Origin of the sequence: Methylobacterium sp. WL1 (assembly GCF_008000895.1) — a bacterium.
Lineage (GTDB): Bacteria > Pseudomonadota > Alphaproteobacteria > Rhizobiales > Beijerinckiaceae > Methylobacterium.
Genome location: NZ_CP042823.1, coordinates 5277065 through 5292804, shown reverse-complemented (window position 1 = coordinate 5292804; position 15740 = coordinate 5277065). Strand labels below are relative to the sequence as shown.

The 15740-nt window shown below is 71.7% G+C and carries 19 protein-coding genes and 1 tRNA gene; 14 read left to right on the top strand and 6 right to left on the bottom strand.

All coding sequences use genetic code 11. The annotated features are described in order from the left end of the window. The first annotated feature begins 364 nt into the window (after positions 1 to 364). Positions 365 to 766 (top strand): hypothetical protein, encoded by a 402-nt coding sequence (locus tag FVA80_RS25860; protein ID WP_147908473.1) that lies wholly within the window; start codon positions 365 to 367, stop codon positions 764 to 766. Here the strand turns inward: FVA80_RS25860 and thiL are convergent. The 4 genes from thiL to FVA80_RS25840 form a co-directional block, all read right to left on the bottom strand. Further along, positions 686 to 1681 (bottom strand): thiamine-phosphate kinase, encoded by a 996-nt coding sequence (gene thiL / locus FVA80_RS25855; protein ID WP_147908474.1) that lies wholly within the window; start codon positions 1679 to 1681, stop codon positions 686 to 688. The two genes, FVA80_RS25860 and thiL, sit on opposite strands and share 81 nt — an antisense overlap. A gap of 3 nt (positions 1682 to 1684) precedes the next feature. After that, positions 1685 to 2164 (bottom strand): transcription antitermination factor NusB, encoded by a 480-nt coding sequence (nusB, locus tag FVA80_RS25850; protein ID WP_246692466.1) that lies wholly within the window; start codon positions 2162 to 2164, stop codon positions 1685 to 1687. Between the two features lie 167 nt (positions 2165 to 2331). Continuing rightward, on the bottom strand, positions 2332 to 2820 hold the full coding sequence (ribH, locus tag FVA80_RS25845) for a 6,7-dimethyl-8-ribityllumazine synthase (protein WP_147908475.1): 489 nt from the start codon (positions 2818 to 2820) through the stop codon (positions 2332 to 2334). 112 nt (positions 2821 to 2932) lie between these two features. Continuing rightward, the gene (locus tag FVA80_RS25840) at positions 2933 to 3502 is read right to left on the bottom strand and encodes a carboxymuconolactone decarboxylase family protein (protein ID WP_147908476.1); all 570 of its coding nucleotides are present in this window, start codon (positions 3500 to 3502) and stop codon (positions 2933 to 2935) included. Positions 3503 to 3678: 176 nt separating this feature from the next. On the opposite strand from FVA80_RS25840, the gene FVA80_RS25835 reads away from it, so the two are divergent. The 12 genes from FVA80_RS25835 (at position 3679) to dxs (ending at position 12248) form a co-directional block, all read left to right on the top strand. After that, complete coding sequence (locus FVA80_RS25835; protein WP_058193267.1) at positions 3679 to 4401, top strand: SDR family oxidoreductase; 723 nt, start codon at positions 3679 to 3681, stop codon at positions 4399 to 4401. A 22-nt stretch (positions 4402 to 4423) separates the two neighbouring features. Next, on the top strand, positions 4424 to 5089 hold the full coding sequence (locus FVA80_RS31690; protein WP_246692148.1) for a hypothetical protein: 666 nt from the start codon (positions 4424 to 4426) through the stop codon (positions 5087 to 5089). Continuing rightward, on the top strand, positions 5083 to 5553 hold the full coding sequence (locus FVA80_RS31685) for a hypothetical protein (RefSeq protein ID WP_246692147.1): 471 nt from the start codon (positions 5083 to 5085) through the stop codon (positions 5551 to 5553). The genes FVA80_RS31690 and FVA80_RS31685 overlap by 7 nt, the downstream gene beginning before the upstream one ends. Beyond that, complete coding sequence (locus FVA80_RS25825) at positions 5550 to 6023, top strand: NUDIX hydrolase (protein ID WP_147908477.1); 474 nt, start codon at positions 5550 to 5552, stop codon at positions 6021 to 6023. The genes FVA80_RS31685 and FVA80_RS25825 overlap by 4 nt, the downstream gene beginning before the upstream one ends. Continuing rightward, on the top strand, positions 6020 to 6448 hold the full coding sequence (locus tag FVA80_RS25820) for a TIGR02301 family protein (RefSeq protein ID WP_147908478.1): 429 nt from the start codon (positions 6020 to 6022) through the stop codon (positions 6446 to 6448). Before FVA80_RS25825 ends, FVA80_RS25820 begins: the two co-directional genes overlap by 4 nt. A gap of 159 nt (positions 6449 to 6607) precedes the next feature. Beyond that, positions 6608 to 6862, top strand: a complete 255-nt coding sequence (locus tag FVA80_RS25815) for a hypothetical protein (RefSeq protein WP_007564226.1) — start codon at positions 6608 to 6610, stop codon at positions 6860 to 6862. 110 nt (positions 6863 to 6972) lie between these two features. After that, entirely contained in the window at positions 6973 to 7827 is an 855-nt protein-coding gene (locus FVA80_RS25810; protein WP_147908479.1) for a folate-binding protein YgfZ, read from the top strand. Positions 7828 to 7902: 75 nt separating this feature from the next. Continuing rightward, positions 7903 to 8517: a DNA-3-methyladenine glycosylase I gene (locus FVA80_RS25805; protein WP_147908480.1), complete on the top strand. Its 615-nt coding sequence runs from the start codon at positions 7903 to 7905 to the stop codon at positions 8515 to 8517. Beyond that, positions 8514 to 9134, top strand: a complete 621-nt coding sequence (locus FVA80_RS25800; protein ID WP_147908481.1) for an HD family hydrolase — start codon at positions 8514 to 8516, stop codon at positions 9132 to 9134. Before FVA80_RS25805 ends, FVA80_RS25800 begins: the two co-directional genes overlap by 4 nt. A 76-nt stretch (positions 9135 to 9210) precedes the next feature. After that, the gene (locus tag FVA80_RS25795; protein ID WP_147908482.1) at positions 9211 to 9723 is read left to right on the top strand and encodes a protein tyrosine phosphatase; all 513 of its coding nucleotides are present in this window, start codon (positions 9211 to 9213) and stop codon (positions 9721 to 9723) included. A 226-nt stretch (positions 9724 to 9949) separates the two neighbouring features. Next, a complete protein-coding gene (locus tag FVA80_RS25790) occupies positions 9950 to 10210 on the top strand; it encodes an exodeoxyribonuclease VII small subunit (RefSeq protein WP_058193261.1) in 261 nt (86 codons plus the stop codon). A 43-nt stretch (positions 10211 to 10253) separates the two neighbouring features. Beyond that, positions 10254 to 12248, top strand: a complete 1995-nt coding sequence (dxs, locus tag FVA80_RS25785; protein WP_147957896.1) for a 1-deoxy-D-xylulose-5-phosphate synthase — start codon at positions 10254 to 10256, stop codon at positions 12246 to 12248. 116 nt (positions 12249 to 12364) lie between these two features. On the opposite strand, the gene FVA80_RS25780 is transcribed toward dxs, so the two are convergent. Both FVA80_RS25780 and FVA80_RS25775 read right to left on the bottom strand, forming a co-directional pair. Beyond that, positions 12365 to 13456, bottom strand: a complete 1092-nt coding sequence (locus FVA80_RS25780; RefSeq protein ID WP_147910955.1) for a tartrate dehydrogenase — start codon at positions 13454 to 13456, stop codon at positions 12365 to 12367. Positions 13457 to 13557: 101 nt separating this feature from the next. After that, entirely contained in the window at positions 13558 to 15492 is a 1935-nt protein-coding gene (locus tag FVA80_RS25775) for a chloride channel protein (RefSeq protein WP_187193517.1), read from the bottom strand. A 150-nt stretch (positions 15493 to 15642) separates the two neighbouring features. On the opposite strand from FVA80_RS25775, the gene FVA80_RS25770 reads away from it, so the two are divergent. Further along, positions 15643 to 15719, top strand: a tRNA-His gene (locus FVA80_RS25770). The last annotated feature ends 21 nt before the right edge of the window (positions 15720 to 15740 follow it).

Sequence of the window (15740 nt, the reverse complement as noted above, 5' to 3'; positions counted from 1 at the left end):
CCGAAGTGGAGACCGGTTCGGCGACAGTGAGCCGTCTCAGCAAAGGATAAGAGTCGGCCCGAGCATGGCGTGATCGGGCGGAGTCTAGTTGCCAAACTTCGCCGGTGAGCGCAAACGCCGCGTTTTCCGGCTTGGGCACTGCATCATGCCGATGCTGCATTGCGCCATGCCAGGATGCGGACCCAGACCGCGAAGGCTCTTCGCAGCGAAGCGGCGTCCGAGGTGTCGGTTCGTCGAAGTCTGGACCGATCCGACCGCCCCCGCGCCGCCCCGGCCGCCGAATTCTTCGCGGCTACGCAGGGCCTTAACCCGCGGTTAACCATACGGATCTCTACTTCCGGTTGTATACCGGATGGGGCTGAACATGAGCAGCGACCAGGTCGCCAAGCTGGCGGCGACGATCGAGGTGTTGACCGGGGCGGTGCACTTTTTGATCGCCGAGCGGGTCTCGGCCCAACCCGAGGCGGTCCAGGGCGACCTCCTGCACATCCTGCAGCGCGCCTTCTCGACGCCGCCCCGCCCGGAGGAGGCGCTCACCGGCCGCGCCGCGCTGACCAGCGGCGACCTGGCCCTGTGGATGCCGATCGTGGCGGCCGGGATGATGGACGAGGTCCGCCGCCAGATCGGGCGCCAGCCCGAGGGGGTGACCCACATCGTCCTCGGCCGGACCAATCCGGGCCCCGCCTCAGAAGTGGCTGAACGCCCCAGCCGCGAACACGCGCGCAGCGCCATCGCCCATTTCGAAGCGGGGCGGGCCGTCGCCTGAAGTGACGGTCCCGATGGCAGTGAGCGGGACCCCGGCTTCCGCCGCCTCGGCCCGGAGCGCGTCGAGGTCCTCGGGGGCTACGGTGCAGAGAATTTCGTAATCATCGCCGCCGGTTAGGACCGGGTCGATCAGGCCCGGCTCGGCGGCGCTCGCCCGGGCCGCGGCCTCCGACAGCGGCACGGATCCAACCGCGATCCGGGCGCTGCGGCCCGCGCCCAGCATCTTGGCGAGGTCGCCGGCGAGCCCGTCCGACACATCCATCGCGGCCGAGGCGTGGCGGCGGATCGCGGTCGCCAGGGCGAGGCGCGGGCGCGGGTGCAGGTACCGGTCGGCCAGCACCGCCAGCAGCGCCGGGTCGAGGGCCGCCGCCCAGGCGGCGTCCGGCTCCAGGCGCAGCCGCAGGCCGAGCGCCGCATCGCCGATCGTGCCGCTGACGCAGATCCGGTCGCCGACCCGGGCGGTGCCGCGCCGGACGATGCCGCCGGACGGCACCTCGCCGAACAGCGTCACCCCGATCAGCGCCGGCCCGCCGGAACGCACCGTGTCGCCGCCGAGCAGCGGGCAGCCGGCCTCGGCCGCCGCCGCCCCGAGTCCACCGGAGAAGCCGGCGAGCCACGCCTCCGTCCAGTCGTCCGGAAGTGCCAGGGTCAGCAGGAAGCCACGCGGCACCGCCCCCTTGGCCGCGATGTCGGACAGGTTCACCCCGAGCGCCTTGCGGGCGATCGAGGCCGGGGGATCGTCGGGAAAGTAGTGGATCCCGGCCACCACCGCGTCGGCGGTAACGACGAGATCATGCCCGGGGGTGGGCGTCAGGGTCGCGGCATCGTCCCGGAGCCCGTCCGCTCCCGGCCCGGCCAGCGGGGCGAAGTAGCGGGCGATCAGCCCCTCCTCGGAGGCGCGGCCCGGCCCGGACACGGCTCAGGCCTTTTTGGCGGGCGGCTTTCCGGAGCCCGGCTTGCCGCCCCCCTTGTTGCTCCCGCCCTTGTTGCTGCCGCCCTTGGGCGCGCTCATCTCACCCGGCCGGACCTCCCGGGCGACCCGGTCGAGGACGGCGTTGACGAGGCCGGGCTCGTCGGCGGTGTAGAAGCTGTGGGCCACGTCGACATATTCGGAGATCGCCGCCGGCGCCGGCACGTCGGGCCGGAACAGCAGCTCGTAGGCGCCCGCCCGCAGGATCGCCCGCAGCACGATCTCGATGCGCCGGAGCGGCCAGCCCTGGGCCAAAGCCTGGTCGAGCTTCTGGTCGATCGCCCGCTGCTCCTCGACCGTGCCGCGCAGCAGGTCACGGAAGAAGGCGGTCTCGGCCTTGGGATGCATGATCCCGTCGACCTCCTGGCCGATCCAGAAGGCCTCGAACTCGGCGAGCGCGTCGAGGACGCCCTTGCCGGAGATGTCCATCTCGTAGAGCGCCTGCACCACGGACAGGCGCGCGCCGCTGCGCGGGCTGATAGCCCGGGCCGTCTCGTGAGCCGTCTCGTGAGCCGTCTCCTGGGCACCGCCTCCGGCGCCATCCTGGGCGGTGTCGTCCGGCCTGGTCTCGGTCGTCGCGGTCATGTCGGTTCTCGTTATCGCGGGCGCGCCGCCTCGGCTGCGCGCTTGAGGGCGAGCACCCCGAGCGCCGCCTCGGCCGCGCCGCCGCCCTTGTTCATCTCGGCGACCCGGGCCCGTTCCAGCGCCTGCGCCTCTGTCTCGACCGTGAGGATGCCGTTGCCGAGCGGCAGCCGGCGCTGGACCGAGAGGTCCATCAGGGCGCGGGCGCTCTCGCCGGCCACGATGTCGTAATGCCCGGTCTCACCGCGGATCACGCAGCCGAGCGCCACCACGGCGTCGTAGTCATCCGCCAGGATCGCCACCGCGGCGGGGATTTCGAGGGCGCCCGGCACCGTGACCACGGTGGCGTGCGCGGCGAACGCCTCGATCACCGCGAGGGCGCCGGCCAGCAGCTCGTCGGCGAGCGCCTCGTAGTAGCGGGCCTCGACGACGAGGATCCGGGCGCCGGCAAGGGCCGGATCCGCGGGCATCGGCGCCGTGGCGGCGCGGTTATGGGCGACCATGGCTGAGTCCGGTCGGTTTTTCGGGGGTTGGCGAGGGCGCCGCGCTTCGGGCGCCCTCGGGATAGAGGGACGGTTAGACCGAAGCGGCCGGCGCGACAAGCACCGCGGTACGCTACCGCACCAGCGGCGGCAGCGGCGGCGCTCCCGCCTCCGGGAGTGCCGTGCGGGCCACGTTCATGGTCATGGCCAGCAGCGCGTAGTAGCCGTTGATCCCCGTGAGATCGATCGCGCCCTGCTCGCCGAAGCGCGCCATCACGGACGCGTAGGTCGCATCGCTCACCGCACGGTTGTGCTGCAGCTCGGTCGAGAAGGCGTAGGCCAGCGCCTCGTCGTCACTCATGGTCTCGGGGCGGCGGCCCTCTGCCAGGGCCTGTGCGGTCTCCGGTGCGACCCCGGCCTTGAGCGCGATCGGGTGGTGGATCTGCCACTCGACCTGCTGGCTCCACAGCCGGGCGACGATCAGGATGACGAACTCGCTGATCCGCAGCGGGAGGGCGCTGCCGTAGCGCAGGTAAAGCCCCATGCGGCTGGCGCATAGCATCAGTTCGGGGCTGCGCAGCAGCGGCACGAACGGCCCGAAGACCTGGACCCCGCGCTCGGCGCGGAACACCTCGGCAGCTGCGGCCTGCGCCTCCGAGAACTGGTCGGCGGGGATCTCCGGCAAGCGATCCGTACGCGTCATGGCTTCCTGCCCTCACTAGCACCGTGCGCGCGGCACGCGCTCTGGATTTCCGGCCCCCGTGAGCCTAGACCGTTCAGGCTCACCGGCACGACGAGCGCCCGGGCCGGACGCGATCCGAACACACGCCAGCGAGGCTTACGGCTTTGGCCCTCCCCGTCAACGAACGCCGGCGCATCATGCTGCTCACGGGCGCGAGCCGGGGCATCGGACACGCCACCGTCAAGCGCTTCTCGGCGGCCGGCTGGCGGGTGATCACCTGCTCGCGCCACGCGTTCCCCGAGAACTGCCCCTGGGAGATGGGTCCCGAGGACCACCTCCAGGTCGATCTGGCGGACGCCCAGGACACGATGCGGGCCATCGAGGAGGTCCGGGGACGGCTCGATGCCGAGGGCGGCGTGCTGCACGCGCTCGTCAACAATGCCGGCATCTCGCCGAAGGGCCCCGCGGGCGAGCGCCTGGGGGCGCTGGCCACCGAGTTCGACGGGTGGCAGCGGGTGTTCCAGGTCAACGTCTTCGCCACGATCCTGCTGGCCCGCGGCCTGCGCGACGAACTCGCCCGGGCCCGGGGCTCGATCGTCAACGTGACCTCGATCGCGGGCTCCCGGGTCCACCCGTTCGCGGGTGCCGCCTACGGCACCTCCAAGGCCGCCCTCGCCGGCCTGACCCGCGAGATGGCCGCCGATTTCGGGCCCCTCGGGGTGCGGGTCAACGCGATCTCGCCGGGCGAGATCGACACCTCGATCCTGTCGCCCGGAACGGAGAAGCTCGTCGAGCAGATCCCGCAGCGGCGGCTCGGCACCCCCGACGAGGTCGCAAAGGCGATCTACTTCCTGTGCACCGACGCCTCGTCCTACGTGAACGGGGCCGAGCTGCACATCAACGGCGGCCAGCACGTTTGACCCGCCGCTCCGGGCGGCGGACATGACCGCTATGCGCTATTTCCCGCCCCGGCAACGCCGGATCGTCGCGGCCCTCATGGGATTGGTCCTGTGCGCGGCGCCGCTCGCCGCCGCCCGCGCCGAGCCACCCGGCCTCCGGATCCTGGACCTGCCGTTCAAGGTGAGGGCGCTGCGCGGGCCGCGCAGCGAGGTCGCGATCTCGGTGGCGACCTCCGGCCTGCTGCCGATCGCCGGTGCGAAGACGAGCCAGCCGGCCGGCGACGAGGAGAGCGCCCCGATCGCCGTGGTCTGGGGCGACGACGGCGGTGCCGTGCTCGGCCTCGCGGACGGCACCGTTACGGCGCGGCCGATCGGCCGTGAGGCGGTCGAGGGGCTGACCGCCGCCGAGACGCCGCGGGGCGCCCTGCCGGGTTCGCGCCGGGTCCTGGCCGGGCCCCTGAGCGCCTACCTGACCGGCCGTACCCGGGCCGCAGATGGCGGCGAGGCCGCCGCCGTCCTGACGATCCGCGAACGCCAGCCGATGGCCGTCAGCACCGATCCGAAGCCGGTCCCGGTCGCCACCGTCACGGTACCGGCGGGGGCGACGCGGCGTTCGCGCCGCTCCGGCCGCGCCTGCTGCGCCTCGCCGGCCGCCCGGCCCTCCTGGCCGCGACCCTCTCGGGACTGGATTCGGGCGGCCTCGTGCTGATCGGCCGCCCCGACGGTGCTGAGGCCTGGAGCGTCACGGCCCGCACCCCGGTGCAGCCCGGCCCGCCCCTGAAGATCGCCGGCATCGCGGATTTCGCGGGTTCCGGCATCGTGCAGGCCGCCACGGTCAGCGCACGGGGCCTGCTGCAGCTCTGGACCCTGCAGGCGGGCCGGATCGAGGCCGCTGGCGAGGCCCCAGGCTACGCGGCGGGCGAGGGAGATGCGGACCTCGCCGTCACGGCCCCGGCCGCAGGCCCACCCGAGCTCGCGGTGCCGGTGGCCGGACGGCCGGAGATCGCCCTCGTTCAGGCGAAGGGTGCGCTGCACGAGCGCTTGCGCATCCCGCTGCCGGCACCGGCCACGATCGGCATCGTGGCACTCGGCGAAGGCGCCGCGACGCGGCTGGTGGTCGGCCTCGCCGACGGGCGGGTCGCAATCGTCGCCCCCGACGGAGGCAAGCCGTGACGGCGGGCGAAGCCGATGGCGGCGGGCGCCTGTTCCCGACCCGGCCCTTCGTGGGCGCGTCGATCGCGGTGATCCGCGGCGATCGCGTCCTGCTGGCGGCCCGGGCGAACGAGCCGATGCGCGGCGTGTGGACCCTGCCGGGCGGCCTGGTCGAGGCCGGCGAGGCCCTGGCCGAGGCGGCCCTGCGCGAATTGTCCGAGGAGGTCGGCCTGGCGGCCGAGGTGGTCGGCGTGCTCTCACCCACCGAGATCATCGTCCGGAACGAGGCCGGCCGCGTCCGGCACCACTACGTCGTCCACCCGCACGCAGCCCTTTGGTGCGGCGGCGAGCCCGTGGCGGGCCCGGAGGCCCTCGGGGTCAGGTGGGCGACGCTCGCCGAGATCGCCGGCCTGGCGACGACGCCGGGCCTGATCGGGACCCTGCAGGAGGCGTTCGACCGGGTCGGCGACAGAGGAGAGGCGCGCCCGTGAGGCTTCCGGTCATCCTCTGCCTCGCCGTGGCGCTCGCGGGGCCGGCCCTGGCGCAGCAGCGCGGCAGCCGCGCGGCGCCAGTCAAGGAGGCGCCCAAGGAAGCGTCCCCACCGGCGGACGTGCCCGCTCCCTACGACCGCGACCTGATGCGGATGTCCGAGATCATCGGGGCGCTGGCCTTCCTGCGCGGCCTCTGCGCGGCACCCGACGCCGGGGAATGGCCGGCCCGCATGAAGGCGCTGATCGAGTCCGAAGGCGTGACGCCGGCCCGGCGTGATCGGCTGGCCGGCGCTTACAATCGCGGCTATCGCGGCTACGCGTTGACCTACCGGGTCTGCACCCCGGCCGCGCACGAGGCGGCCGCCCGCTACGTCACGGAGGGTGACAGGCTGTCGCACGCCTTGGCTGGGCGATTCGGCGGGTGATGCAGAGGCAACACAGGCGGGACGCATCCCCTGAAAGGATCAACTTCGAGCGTCCGCGTTAACCGATCTGAAATTCTCGGCTGGCCGAGCAGCGGGGAGCCACCTATCATTCGTTGGTCCGCCGGGTCCCGTGCCCGGCGCAACGGAAGTATCGGGTCCATGCAGCACATCTCTCAGACCGCCCCCATCGAGGTCGATGTCGAGGAGAAGCGCGTCGCGCTGAGTTATGTCTCGGAGGCGTTCGCGGAAGGCTGTCTCGACGGGCTCGACGGCGACTGCATGGCTCAGGCCGCCTTGTTCGCGGCCTTCCAGGAACTCGTGATGACCTACGGCGAGGAAGCCACCGCCCGCTACGCCGAGGGCTTTCCCGAGCGCATCCGCGGGGGTGCTTTCACCACGACCCTCCAGCATTGACGAGGCGGCCGCGGAGCCCGGACGGTTGAGGCACGGGTGCGCAGCGACTACCTCCCGACCCTGTGCTCCGGAATTCCGGATTGCCCCTGTCGCGTGAGGATCTGACTGCCATGCCCGTCGCCCTGCTGCCGGACCGCGCCCTCGTCACCGTCACAGGGCCTGAATCCACCGCACTGCTGCAGGGCGTGCTGACCTGCAACGTCGAGACCCTGCAGGCCGGAGAGGCCCGCCTCGGCGCCCTCCTGGCGCCCCAGGGCAAGATTCTGTTCGACTTCCTGATCTCGCGGATCCCGGACGGTTTCCGGCTCGACACGGCGATCGACCGGGCGGCCGACTTGGCCAAACGCCTCACGCTTTACCGGCTGCGCGCGCAGGTGGCGATCGCGGTCGACCCAACCGTGGCGGTGGCTTCGGCCTGGGCCGGGGCCTCGCCGGCGGCCGAGTCGGACACCGTGGCGGATGCCCGCCATGTGGATCTCGGCGCCCGGATCTACGCCGGCGAAGGTGCCTTCTCGGCCGACGCGTCGGAGGCGGAATACCACCGGCGCCGCATCGGCCTCGCCGTGCCCGAGGGCGGACGCGATTACGTCTACGGTGATGCGTTCCCCCATGAGGCGCTGTTGGACCAGCTCGGCGGCGTGGACTTCAAGAAGGGCTGCTACGTGGGCCAGGAGGTGGTTTCGCGCATGCAGCACCGGGGCACCGCCCGCACCCGGATCCTGGCGGCTCGCTATACGGGCGAGGCCCCTCCCCCCGGCACCGAAATCACCGCCGGTGGCAAGGGACTGGGTACCACCGGCAGTACCGCGGGCGAGTACGGCCTCGCGCTGGTGCGGCTCGACCGCCTGGCCGACGCCCTCGCGGCCGGTGCAACCCCTCTCGCCGGCGATCGTCCAGTGACGTTCGAGAAGCCGGCCTATGCGACGTTCTCGATGCCTGAGGCCTCTGCATCGCCGGCCGCCTGATCGCTGATCGCAGCGTAAAGTGACGTGTTTGGCGTGGCGATAGCGTTCCGCTCCTGTTCTCGCTAAACCACCGGGATGCCCGAGACCGGCCTGATCGACCATCCCGACGGTTGCCCCCGCTGCTGGTGGGCCGGCTACGACCCGCTCTACGTCGCCTATCACGACACCGAATGGGGCGTGCCCGAGCGCGACGGGCAGGCGCTCTACGAGAAGCTGATCCTCGACGGCTTCCAGGCGGGCCTGTCCTGGATCACGATCCTGCGCCGCCGCGAGGGCTTCCGCGACGCGTTCTCCGGCTTCGACCCGGAGGCCATCGCCCGCTACACCGAGGCCGACGTGGCGCGGCTGATGGCCGACGCCCGCATCATCCGGAACCGCGCGAAGATCGTCGGTACGATCGCCGGGGCCCGGGCCTGGCTGCGGATCGAAGAGAGCGGTCCGGGCTTCGCACCGTTCCTGTGGGACTTCGTGGACGGCCGACCGATCCAGGGGAGCGCCCGGAGCCGCACCGAGATCCAGACCGAGACGCCGGTCTCCCGGGCGATCGGCAAGGCCCTCAAGGCGGAGGGCTTTTCGTTTTGTGGACCGACCATCGTGCATGCCTTCATGCAGGCGGTCGGCATGGTGAACGACCATCTTGTCGGCTGCCACCGCCACGGGCCCTGCGCCGCGCTGGGCCAGCCGGCATGAGCGACCCGGCACCCCGGGCCTGGCAGCGGATGCTGTCCGGCCGCCGCCTCGACCTCCTCGATCCCGCGCCGCGGGACATCGAGATCGCCGACATCGCCCACGGGCTCGCCCGGGTGGCACGCTGGAATGGCCAGACCCGGGGGCCGCACGTCTTCTCGGTCGCCCAGCACAGCCTGCTGGTGGAGGCGGTCGGCCGCCACATCGCCCCGGGCTGCACCGATCGGGACGGGCTTGAGCTACTGCTGCACGACGCCCCGGAATATGTCGTCGGCGACATCATCTCCCCGCTCAAGGCGGCGATCGGCGACGCCTATCGCGGGGTCGAATTGCGCCTGCTCGCGGCCGTGCGCCGCCGGTTCGGCCTCGCGGCTCCCGTGCCCGCCATCGGACGGCTGGTGAAGCGGGCCGACCGGATCGCGGCCCATATCGAGGCCGTCGAACTCGCCGGCTTCGCCCTGGATGAGGCCGAGCGCTATTTCGGGCGCGCCCCGAACCTGCCGGCGGGTGTCCTCGCGCTCGCCGAACCGTGGCCGACCTCGCAGGCGCAGGCGCGGTTCCTCGACCGCTTTCATACCCTGGCGGAAGATTCCGGGGCCCCATCTCCCGATCCGGAATGAGGCGCCATGCCGAGGCTGCGGGCCGCCGCCGCGTCGCCCTCGATCCGTCACGATCACGCGTCAGGTGCCCGCCATCATGCCAACCCTTCACGTCTGTCCGCTCTCGCGCCTGCCCGAGACCGTCGCCGCCACCGGGGCGAGCCACGTGCTCACGCTCGTCAACGTCGGCACGCCGCTCGAGCGCCCGGCGCTGATCGATGCGGAGAACCACTCCGTCATCGGGGTCAGCGACATCGCCGAGCCCCGCGATGGACACGTCTTGCCGGCCGACGAGCACGTGGCCGGCATCCTGGCCTTCGCCCGAGCCTGGCCCCGGGACAAGCCGCTGGTGATCCACTGCTATGCCGGGATCAGCCGGTCCACCGCGGCCGCCTACATCGCGGCCTGCGCGCTGGCACCGGACCGCGACGAGGGTGACATCGCCGACGCCCTGCGCGCGGCATCCCCGTCCGCGACGCCCAATCCGCTGTTCGTGGCGATCGCGGACCGGATGCTCGACCGTGACGGCCGGATGATCGCGGCGGTCGCGCGGATCGGCCGCGGCGCCGAGGCGTTCGAGGGGACGCCGTTCTGCCTGACGCTGACGTGACAGCCGGGCGGATAACCTCCGGTTGTCGGCGCCCCCGCCGCCGCGCACGACCGTCCGGTAGGCGTTCCACGCCGGGTTCGCTAAGGGGCGCCCCAAGGCGCGGAGAGTGTGGCGCAAACGCCGCCGCATGCTGCCAAAACGCGGCCTATCCGGCCGGCCTCGCCCTCGCGTGGGTTGTGGCCGCACCGGCTGCCGCCTTAGAACCGACCCAAAGGATGTGTGTGGGATGAACGCGAGCAGACCCGAGGTGGCCCCGGCCGCCGGCGACCTGCCCTTCGAGAAGGCGCTGGAGCAACTCGAAGAGATCGTGCGCAGGCTCGAGCGGGGTGATGTCCCGCTGGACGAGTCGGTGGCGATCTACGAGCGCGGCGAGGTGCTGAAGAAGCACTGCGAGGCGCTGCTGAAGCGGGCCGAGGCGCGGATCCAGAGGATCACCCTCGGCGCCGACGGGCGGCCCGAGGGCGTGGCGCCGCTCGATATATCCTGAGGCTCGGCGGTCAGACCGATCCCGTCCGATAGAGGTTGATGCCGTGGCGATTTCCCCCGAGCTGAGCGCACTTCTCGACCGTATCCCGGAGCCTGCGGCGCTCCGGCAGCTTCCCGAATCCGAGTTGCAGGGGGTGGCGGACGCGGTACGGGCCGAGATGATCGACGCGGTGTCGATCACCGGCGGCCATCTCGGCTCCGGGCTGGGCGTGGTCGAGCTCACGGTCGCCCTGCACCACGTGTTCGACACGCCCGACGACCGCATCGTCTGGGACGTCGGCCACCAGTGCTACCCGCACAAGATCCTGACCGGACGCCGCGACCGCATCCGGACGCTGCGCCAGGGCGGCGGCCTGTCCGGCTTCACCAAGCGCTCCGAGAGCGCCTACGACCCGTTCGGGGCCGCCCATTCCTCGACCTCGATCTCGGCCGCGCTCGGCATGGCGGTCGCCCGCGACCTCGACGCCGAGGCCGCCAAGGCCAAGGGCCGGACCGCGAAGCGCCGCAACGCCATCGCGGTGATCGGCGACGGCTCGATGTCGGCCGGCATGGCCTACGAGGCCATGAACAACGCCGGCGCCCTGCACTCGCGCCTGATCGTCATCCTCAACGACAACGACATGTCGATCGCCCCGCCGGTGGGCGCGATGTCGGGCTACCTGGCGCGGCTGGCGTCGGGCGGCACCTACCAGTCCCTGCGCGAGACCGCCAAGCAGCTCGGCAAGCTCCTGCCCAAGGCGCTCTACCAGCGCGCGGCGGCCGCGGAGGAGTACGCCCGCTCCCTGGTGGTGGGCGGCGGCACGATGTTCGAGGAGATGGGCTTCCACTATGTCGGCCCGGTCGACGGGCACAACCTCGACCAGCTGCTGCCGGTGCTGAAGAACGTCCGCGACGCCGAGCACGGCCCGATCCTGCTCCACGTCGTCACCCGCAAGGGCAAGGGCTACGCGCCGGCCGAGGCCAGCGCCGACCGCTACCACGGCGTGGTCAAGTTCGACGTGGTCTCGGGCGTCCAGGCCAAGGCCAAGCCCAACGCCCCGGCCTACACCCGGGTGTTCGGCGAGAGCCTGATCAAGGCGGCCGACGCCGACGACCGGGTCGTGGCGATCACGGCGGCGATGCCGGGCGGCACCGGCATCGACCTGTTCGGCAAGGCGCACCCGGACAAGACCTTCGACGTCGGCATCGCCGAGCAGCACGCGGTGACGTTCGCGGGCGGGCTGGCGACGGAGGGCTACCGGCCGTTCGTGGCGATCTACTCGACGTTCCTGCAGCGGGCCTACGACCAGGTCGTGCACGACGTGGCGCTGCAGAACCTGCCCGTGCGGTTCTGCCTGGACCGGGCCGGTCTGGTCGGCGCGGACGGGGCGACCCATGCCGGCGCGTTCGACCTGGCGTACCTGTGCTGCCTGCCGAACATGACCGTGATGGCGGCCTCCGACGAGGCCGAGCTGGTGCACATGGTGGCGACCGCGCACGCCCATGACAGCGGCCCGATCGCGCTGCGCTACCCGCGCGGCGAGGGCGTCGGCGTGGAGCTGCCGGAGCGGGGCGAGGCGCTGGCGATCGGCAAGGGCCGGATGGTGCGCCAGGACCCGGAGGCGCGGGTGGCGATCCTGTCGCTGGGCACGCGGCTGTCCGAGGCGCTGAAGGCGGCCGACACGCTGGCGGAGCAGGGCGTGGCGGTGACGGTGGCGGATGCGCGCTTTGCCAAGCCGCTGGACGAGGCGCTGATCCTGGACCTGGCGCAGAGCCACGAGGTGCTGATCACGATCGAGGAGGGCTCGCGCGGCGGGTTCGGGGCGATGGTGCTGCACCTGCTGACGGAGCGGGGCGCCCTGGATGCGGGGCGCGTCCGGGTGCGCACCCTGACGCTGCCGGACCTGTACCAGGACCACGACAGCCCGGAGAAGATGTACGCCGAGGCCGGCCTCGACGCCGCAACCATCGTCAAAACCGCGCTCGCGACCCTGCCGGCATCCTCCGGCCAGGTCGAGCAGGCGAGCAACGTGGTGAGCGTCCGCCGCCGCCCGCGCTGATTTTTCGAGCGGCGCGCCCAACCAGCCAAAGACCTTGTCCTGACGGCTGTGTAGCCCTCGGGGGAGCCCTTCAGTGATCTAGCGATTCTGCAGGGCTCCTCAGGATAGACGGGGATTTATCCCAACGCGTCCGCCACGGCCTTCCCGCAGGCCTGCGTGTCGGCATTGCCGCCCAGGTCGCGCGTGCGCAACGTCCGCTCGGACAGCACCCGCTCGATCCCGCTTACGATCTCCCGCGCGGCCTCGTGCTCGCCGAGATGCTCCAGCATCATCGCGCCCGACCAGATTTGGCCGATCGGGTTGGCGATGCCCTGGCCGGCGATATCGGGGGCGGAGCCGTGGACCGGCTCGAACACCGACGGGTGAATCCGCTCCGGATTGATGTTGCCGGACGGCGCGATGCCGATCGTGCCGGTGCAGGCGGGTCCGAGATCCGACAGGATGTCGCCGAACAGGTTCGACGCCACGACCACGTCGAACCGATCCGGATTGAGCACGAAATGCGCGGTCAGGATGTCGATGTGGTACTGGTCCCACCGCACGTCCGGGTAGCCCTCGGCCATCGCCTTCACGCGCTCGTCCCAGTACGGCATGGTGATCGAGATGCCGTTCGACTTCGTAGCCGAGGTCAGGTGCTTCTTCGGCCGGCTCTGGGCCAGCGCGAAGGCGAACTTGAGGATCCGATCTACCCCGTGGCGGGTCATGATCGTCTCCTGCAGGGCGAACTCGCGGTCGGTGCCGGCGAACATGCGGCCACCCGCATTCGAGTACTCGCCCTCGGTGTTCTCGCGAACTACCCAGAAGTCGATATCGCCGGGCTTGCGGTCGGCCAGCGGGCACTTCACCCCGGGCATGAGGCGCACCGGGCGCAGGTTGGCGTATTGGTCGAACTCGCGCCGGAACAGGATCAGCGAGCCCCACAGGGAGATGTGGTCGGGCACGCGTTCCGGCATGCCGACGGCACCGAAGTAGATCGCGTCGTGTTTCTCGATCTGCGGCTTCCAGTCCTCCGGCATCATCCGGCCGTGCTGCTCGTAATAATCGCAGCTCGCGAAATCGAACCAGTCGAACTGAAGCGCGAAGCCGTGCCGCTTGGCCGCCTGCTCAAGCACGCGCACGCCCTCGGGCACCACCTCCTTGCCGATGCCGTCGCCCGGGATCACCGCGATGCGGTAGCGGCGCTGGGAGCTGCTGTCTTGACCGGCCATGGATCCTCACGGGTCTCGCGTCGGGGGCCGCGTACCAGCCCCGGGTTGCACGATGCCAGGGTGTTGCACGCGCGCATGCGGTCAACACCCCGGCCTGACAATCACGCAGATTCGCCTGCCATGGCTCGGCGCTGACGGTCCAGTTCCTCACTGTAGCGCTTGAGCGTGTGGCTCTCGGTGAGCAGGCCCAGGACCTGGCGGCTCGCGGCACTCTGGAGCACCGCGAGCGCCTCGCTCTCGCTGCGGTCGAAGGTTGCGGCCGCATCCTTGGCGTTCATCTCCGGCGTCAGGAACCGGTCGGGGTGATGCAAGAGGTCGGCGAGGACCGGCGGGGCGCCGGCCTCGGCGTCGCGGGCGGCGGCATGAGCCTCTGGAACGTTCACGATCCCGGCGTAGCGGCCCTGCGCATCCACGGCGACCACCCGGGAGGGGGAGCCCAGCGGATGCGCGCGCAGGAAGGTCGGCAGCGGCGTGTCTACCGCCACGGTGGCGACGTCCCGGCGCATCAGCCGGCCCACGGTCAGCGAGCGGATCCAGCCGACATCGTGGGGACTGCGGATGGTCTCGCCGCGCAGGTGGAAACGCCAGGTGGCGAAGGAGTAGCCGAAGATCTTCCGGACGGTCAGCGAGGAAGCGATCACCGCCGCCAGCACCAACCCGGTGATCGGCAGGCTGCCGGTGATCTCCAGCGCCAGGAACGTCATGGTCAACGGGCCGCCGATGATCGCCACGGCGAGCGCGCTCATGCCGATCACCGCGTAGGCCAGCGGCGTGAGGCCGAAGACTGCCATCGCGGGCAGGAGCTCCGGGGCCAGGGCGGCGAACAGCTTGCCGGCGATCGCTCCGAGGAACAGCGACGCGAAGAACAGGCCGCCCCGGAACCCGGAGCCGATCGAGATCGCGGTGGCCGTCGCCTTGGCGGCGAACAAGCCGGCCAGAAACGCGGCTCCGTGCCCCTGCCCCTCGGCGGCGAAGTGCATGTGCAGCGCCCCGTGCCCCCCCGAGAGCACCTGCGGCGTCGCGATCAGCGCCAGCGCGCCGACACATAGCCCCCCGAAGGCGGGACCGGCCGCCCGAGGCAGGCCGGAGGCCTGGACCAGCCGCTCGACCAGGGTGACGCCACGCATGATCAGGATACCGAACAGCGCGCAGACTAGCCCGAGGGCGAGGCTCGGCAGGATCTCGAGGCTGGTGATGTGCGAGGTCGTGACCGCCTGCATGTCGCCGAGGTCGACCAGCGGCTGGGTGTGGATCAGCGCCCGGGAGACGAGGTTGCCGCAGAGCGCTGCGACCACCACCGGCGCCAGGGTGGCGATCGAGTAGGTGCCGATGATCAGCTCGAAGGCATAGAACGCCCCGGCCAGCGGCGCCCCGAACCCCGCCGCGATGGCCCCGGCCGCCCCGCACCCGACCAGGGTCCGCAGGTCGCCCCGGCGTACCTCGAAGGCGATACCGAGTCGCGAAGCGAGGCCGGAGGCGAGCTGCGTGTAGCCGGCCTCCAACCCCACGGAGGCCCCGGAGCCGTTCGAGATCACGTTCTGCAGGGCAAGGTAGAGGCTGTCCCGCAGGGACATCCGGCCGCCGTGCAGGGCGTTGGCCTCGATGGGGTCGATGGCCGGGCGCTTGCGCGGCCCGCGCAGGTAGTTCGCTGCGAGGATCAGCAGCCCGAGCAGCACGCCGCCGAGACACGGGCCGATGAGCAGGAGCGGCGGTGCGACCGCGTCGGCGGCGCTGAGCCGGGTCCCTGCCGGGAGGTGGTAGAGCGCCTCGCGCAGGGCCTGCGTCACCCAGGTCATGGCCGAGACCGCCAGCCCGCTGACGCTGCCGACCAGGGTCGCCAGCAGGACGAGCCCGCCCTCGCTGCGCCGAACCAGGCTGCGCAGCCGCCCGGGCGCCAGGAAGATCCGGGAGCGGGTCCAGCGCCTGCGAGGGCTATGGCCCGGCCGGGCAGCCGTCCGGTTCGCCGCCCCCGTCTCGGCGGCCTGGCCCCGATCCCGGCTCCCGGTCGCGCCCGACGCTGGCTCTCGCGCGCTCACGCTCGCCCCTACCCCCCGATCCGCCCTGGCCGACGCGCGGTTTCGTCGTTGCACTTATGAGGCGAATCCGCCCTGCGTCCACCGAGACCGCATGAGCCTGCACACATCGTCTTGAAAACTGCCGCGGCCCACGATACACCGCCCGCCAGTGCCGCCGTAGCTCAGTTGGTTAGAGCACCAGATTGTGGATCTGGGGGTCCCCCGTTCGAGCCGGGGCGGTGGTACCATCCATTCAGCACGATAGCGCA

Coding starts and splice junctions, on each gene's coding strand:
- FVA80_RS25800 (WP_147908481.1), top strand. CDS start 8,514: ATGAGCGACCCGGCACCCCGGGCCTGGCAGCGGATGCTGTCCGGCCGC.
- FVA80_RS25780 (WP_147910955.1), bottom strand. CDS start 13,456: ATGGCCGGTCAAGACAGCAGCTCCCAGCGCCGCTACCGCATCGCGGTG.
- FVA80_RS25815 (WP_007564226.1), top strand. CDS start 6,608: ATGCAGCACATCTCTCAGACCGCCCCCATCGAGGTCGATGTCGAGGAG.
- FVA80_RS25810 (WP_147908479.1), top strand. CDS start 6,973: ATGCCCGTCGCCCTGCTGCCGGACCGCGCCCTCGTCACCGTCACAGGG.
- FVA80_RS25805 (WP_147908480.1), top strand. CDS start 7,903: ATGCCCGAGACCGGCCTGATCGACCATCCCGACGGTTGCCCCCGCTGC.
- ribH (WP_147908475.1), bottom strand. CDS start 2,820: ATGGTCGCCCATAACCGCGCCGCCACGGCGCCGATGCCCGCGGATCCG.
- FVA80_RS31690 (WP_246692148.1), top strand. CDS start 4,424: ATGACCGCTATGCGCTATTTCCCGCCCCGGCAACGCCGGATCGTCGCG.
- FVA80_RS25790 (WP_058193261.1), top strand. CDS start 9,950: ATGAACGCGAGCAGACCCGAGGTGGCCCCGGCCGCCGGCGACCTGCCC.
- FVA80_RS25840 (WP_147908476.1), bottom strand. CDS start 3,502: ATGACGCGTACGGATCGCTTGCCGGAGATCCCCGCCGACCAGTTCTCG.
- nusB (WP_246692466.1), bottom strand. CDS start 2,164: ATGGACATCTCCGGCAAGGGCGTCCTCGACGCGCTCGCCGAGTTCGAG.
- FVA80_RS25860 (WP_147908473.1), top strand. CDS start 365: ATGAGCAGCGACCAGGTCGCCAAGCTGGCGGCGACGATCGAGGTGTTG.
- FVA80_RS25795 (WP_147908482.1), top strand. CDS start 9,211: ATGCCAACCCTTCACGTCTGTCCGCTCTCGCGCCTGCCCGAGACCGTC.
- FVA80_RS25835 (WP_058193267.1), top strand. CDS start 3,679: ATGCTGCTCACGGGCGCGAGCCGGGGCATCGGACACGCCACCGTCAAG.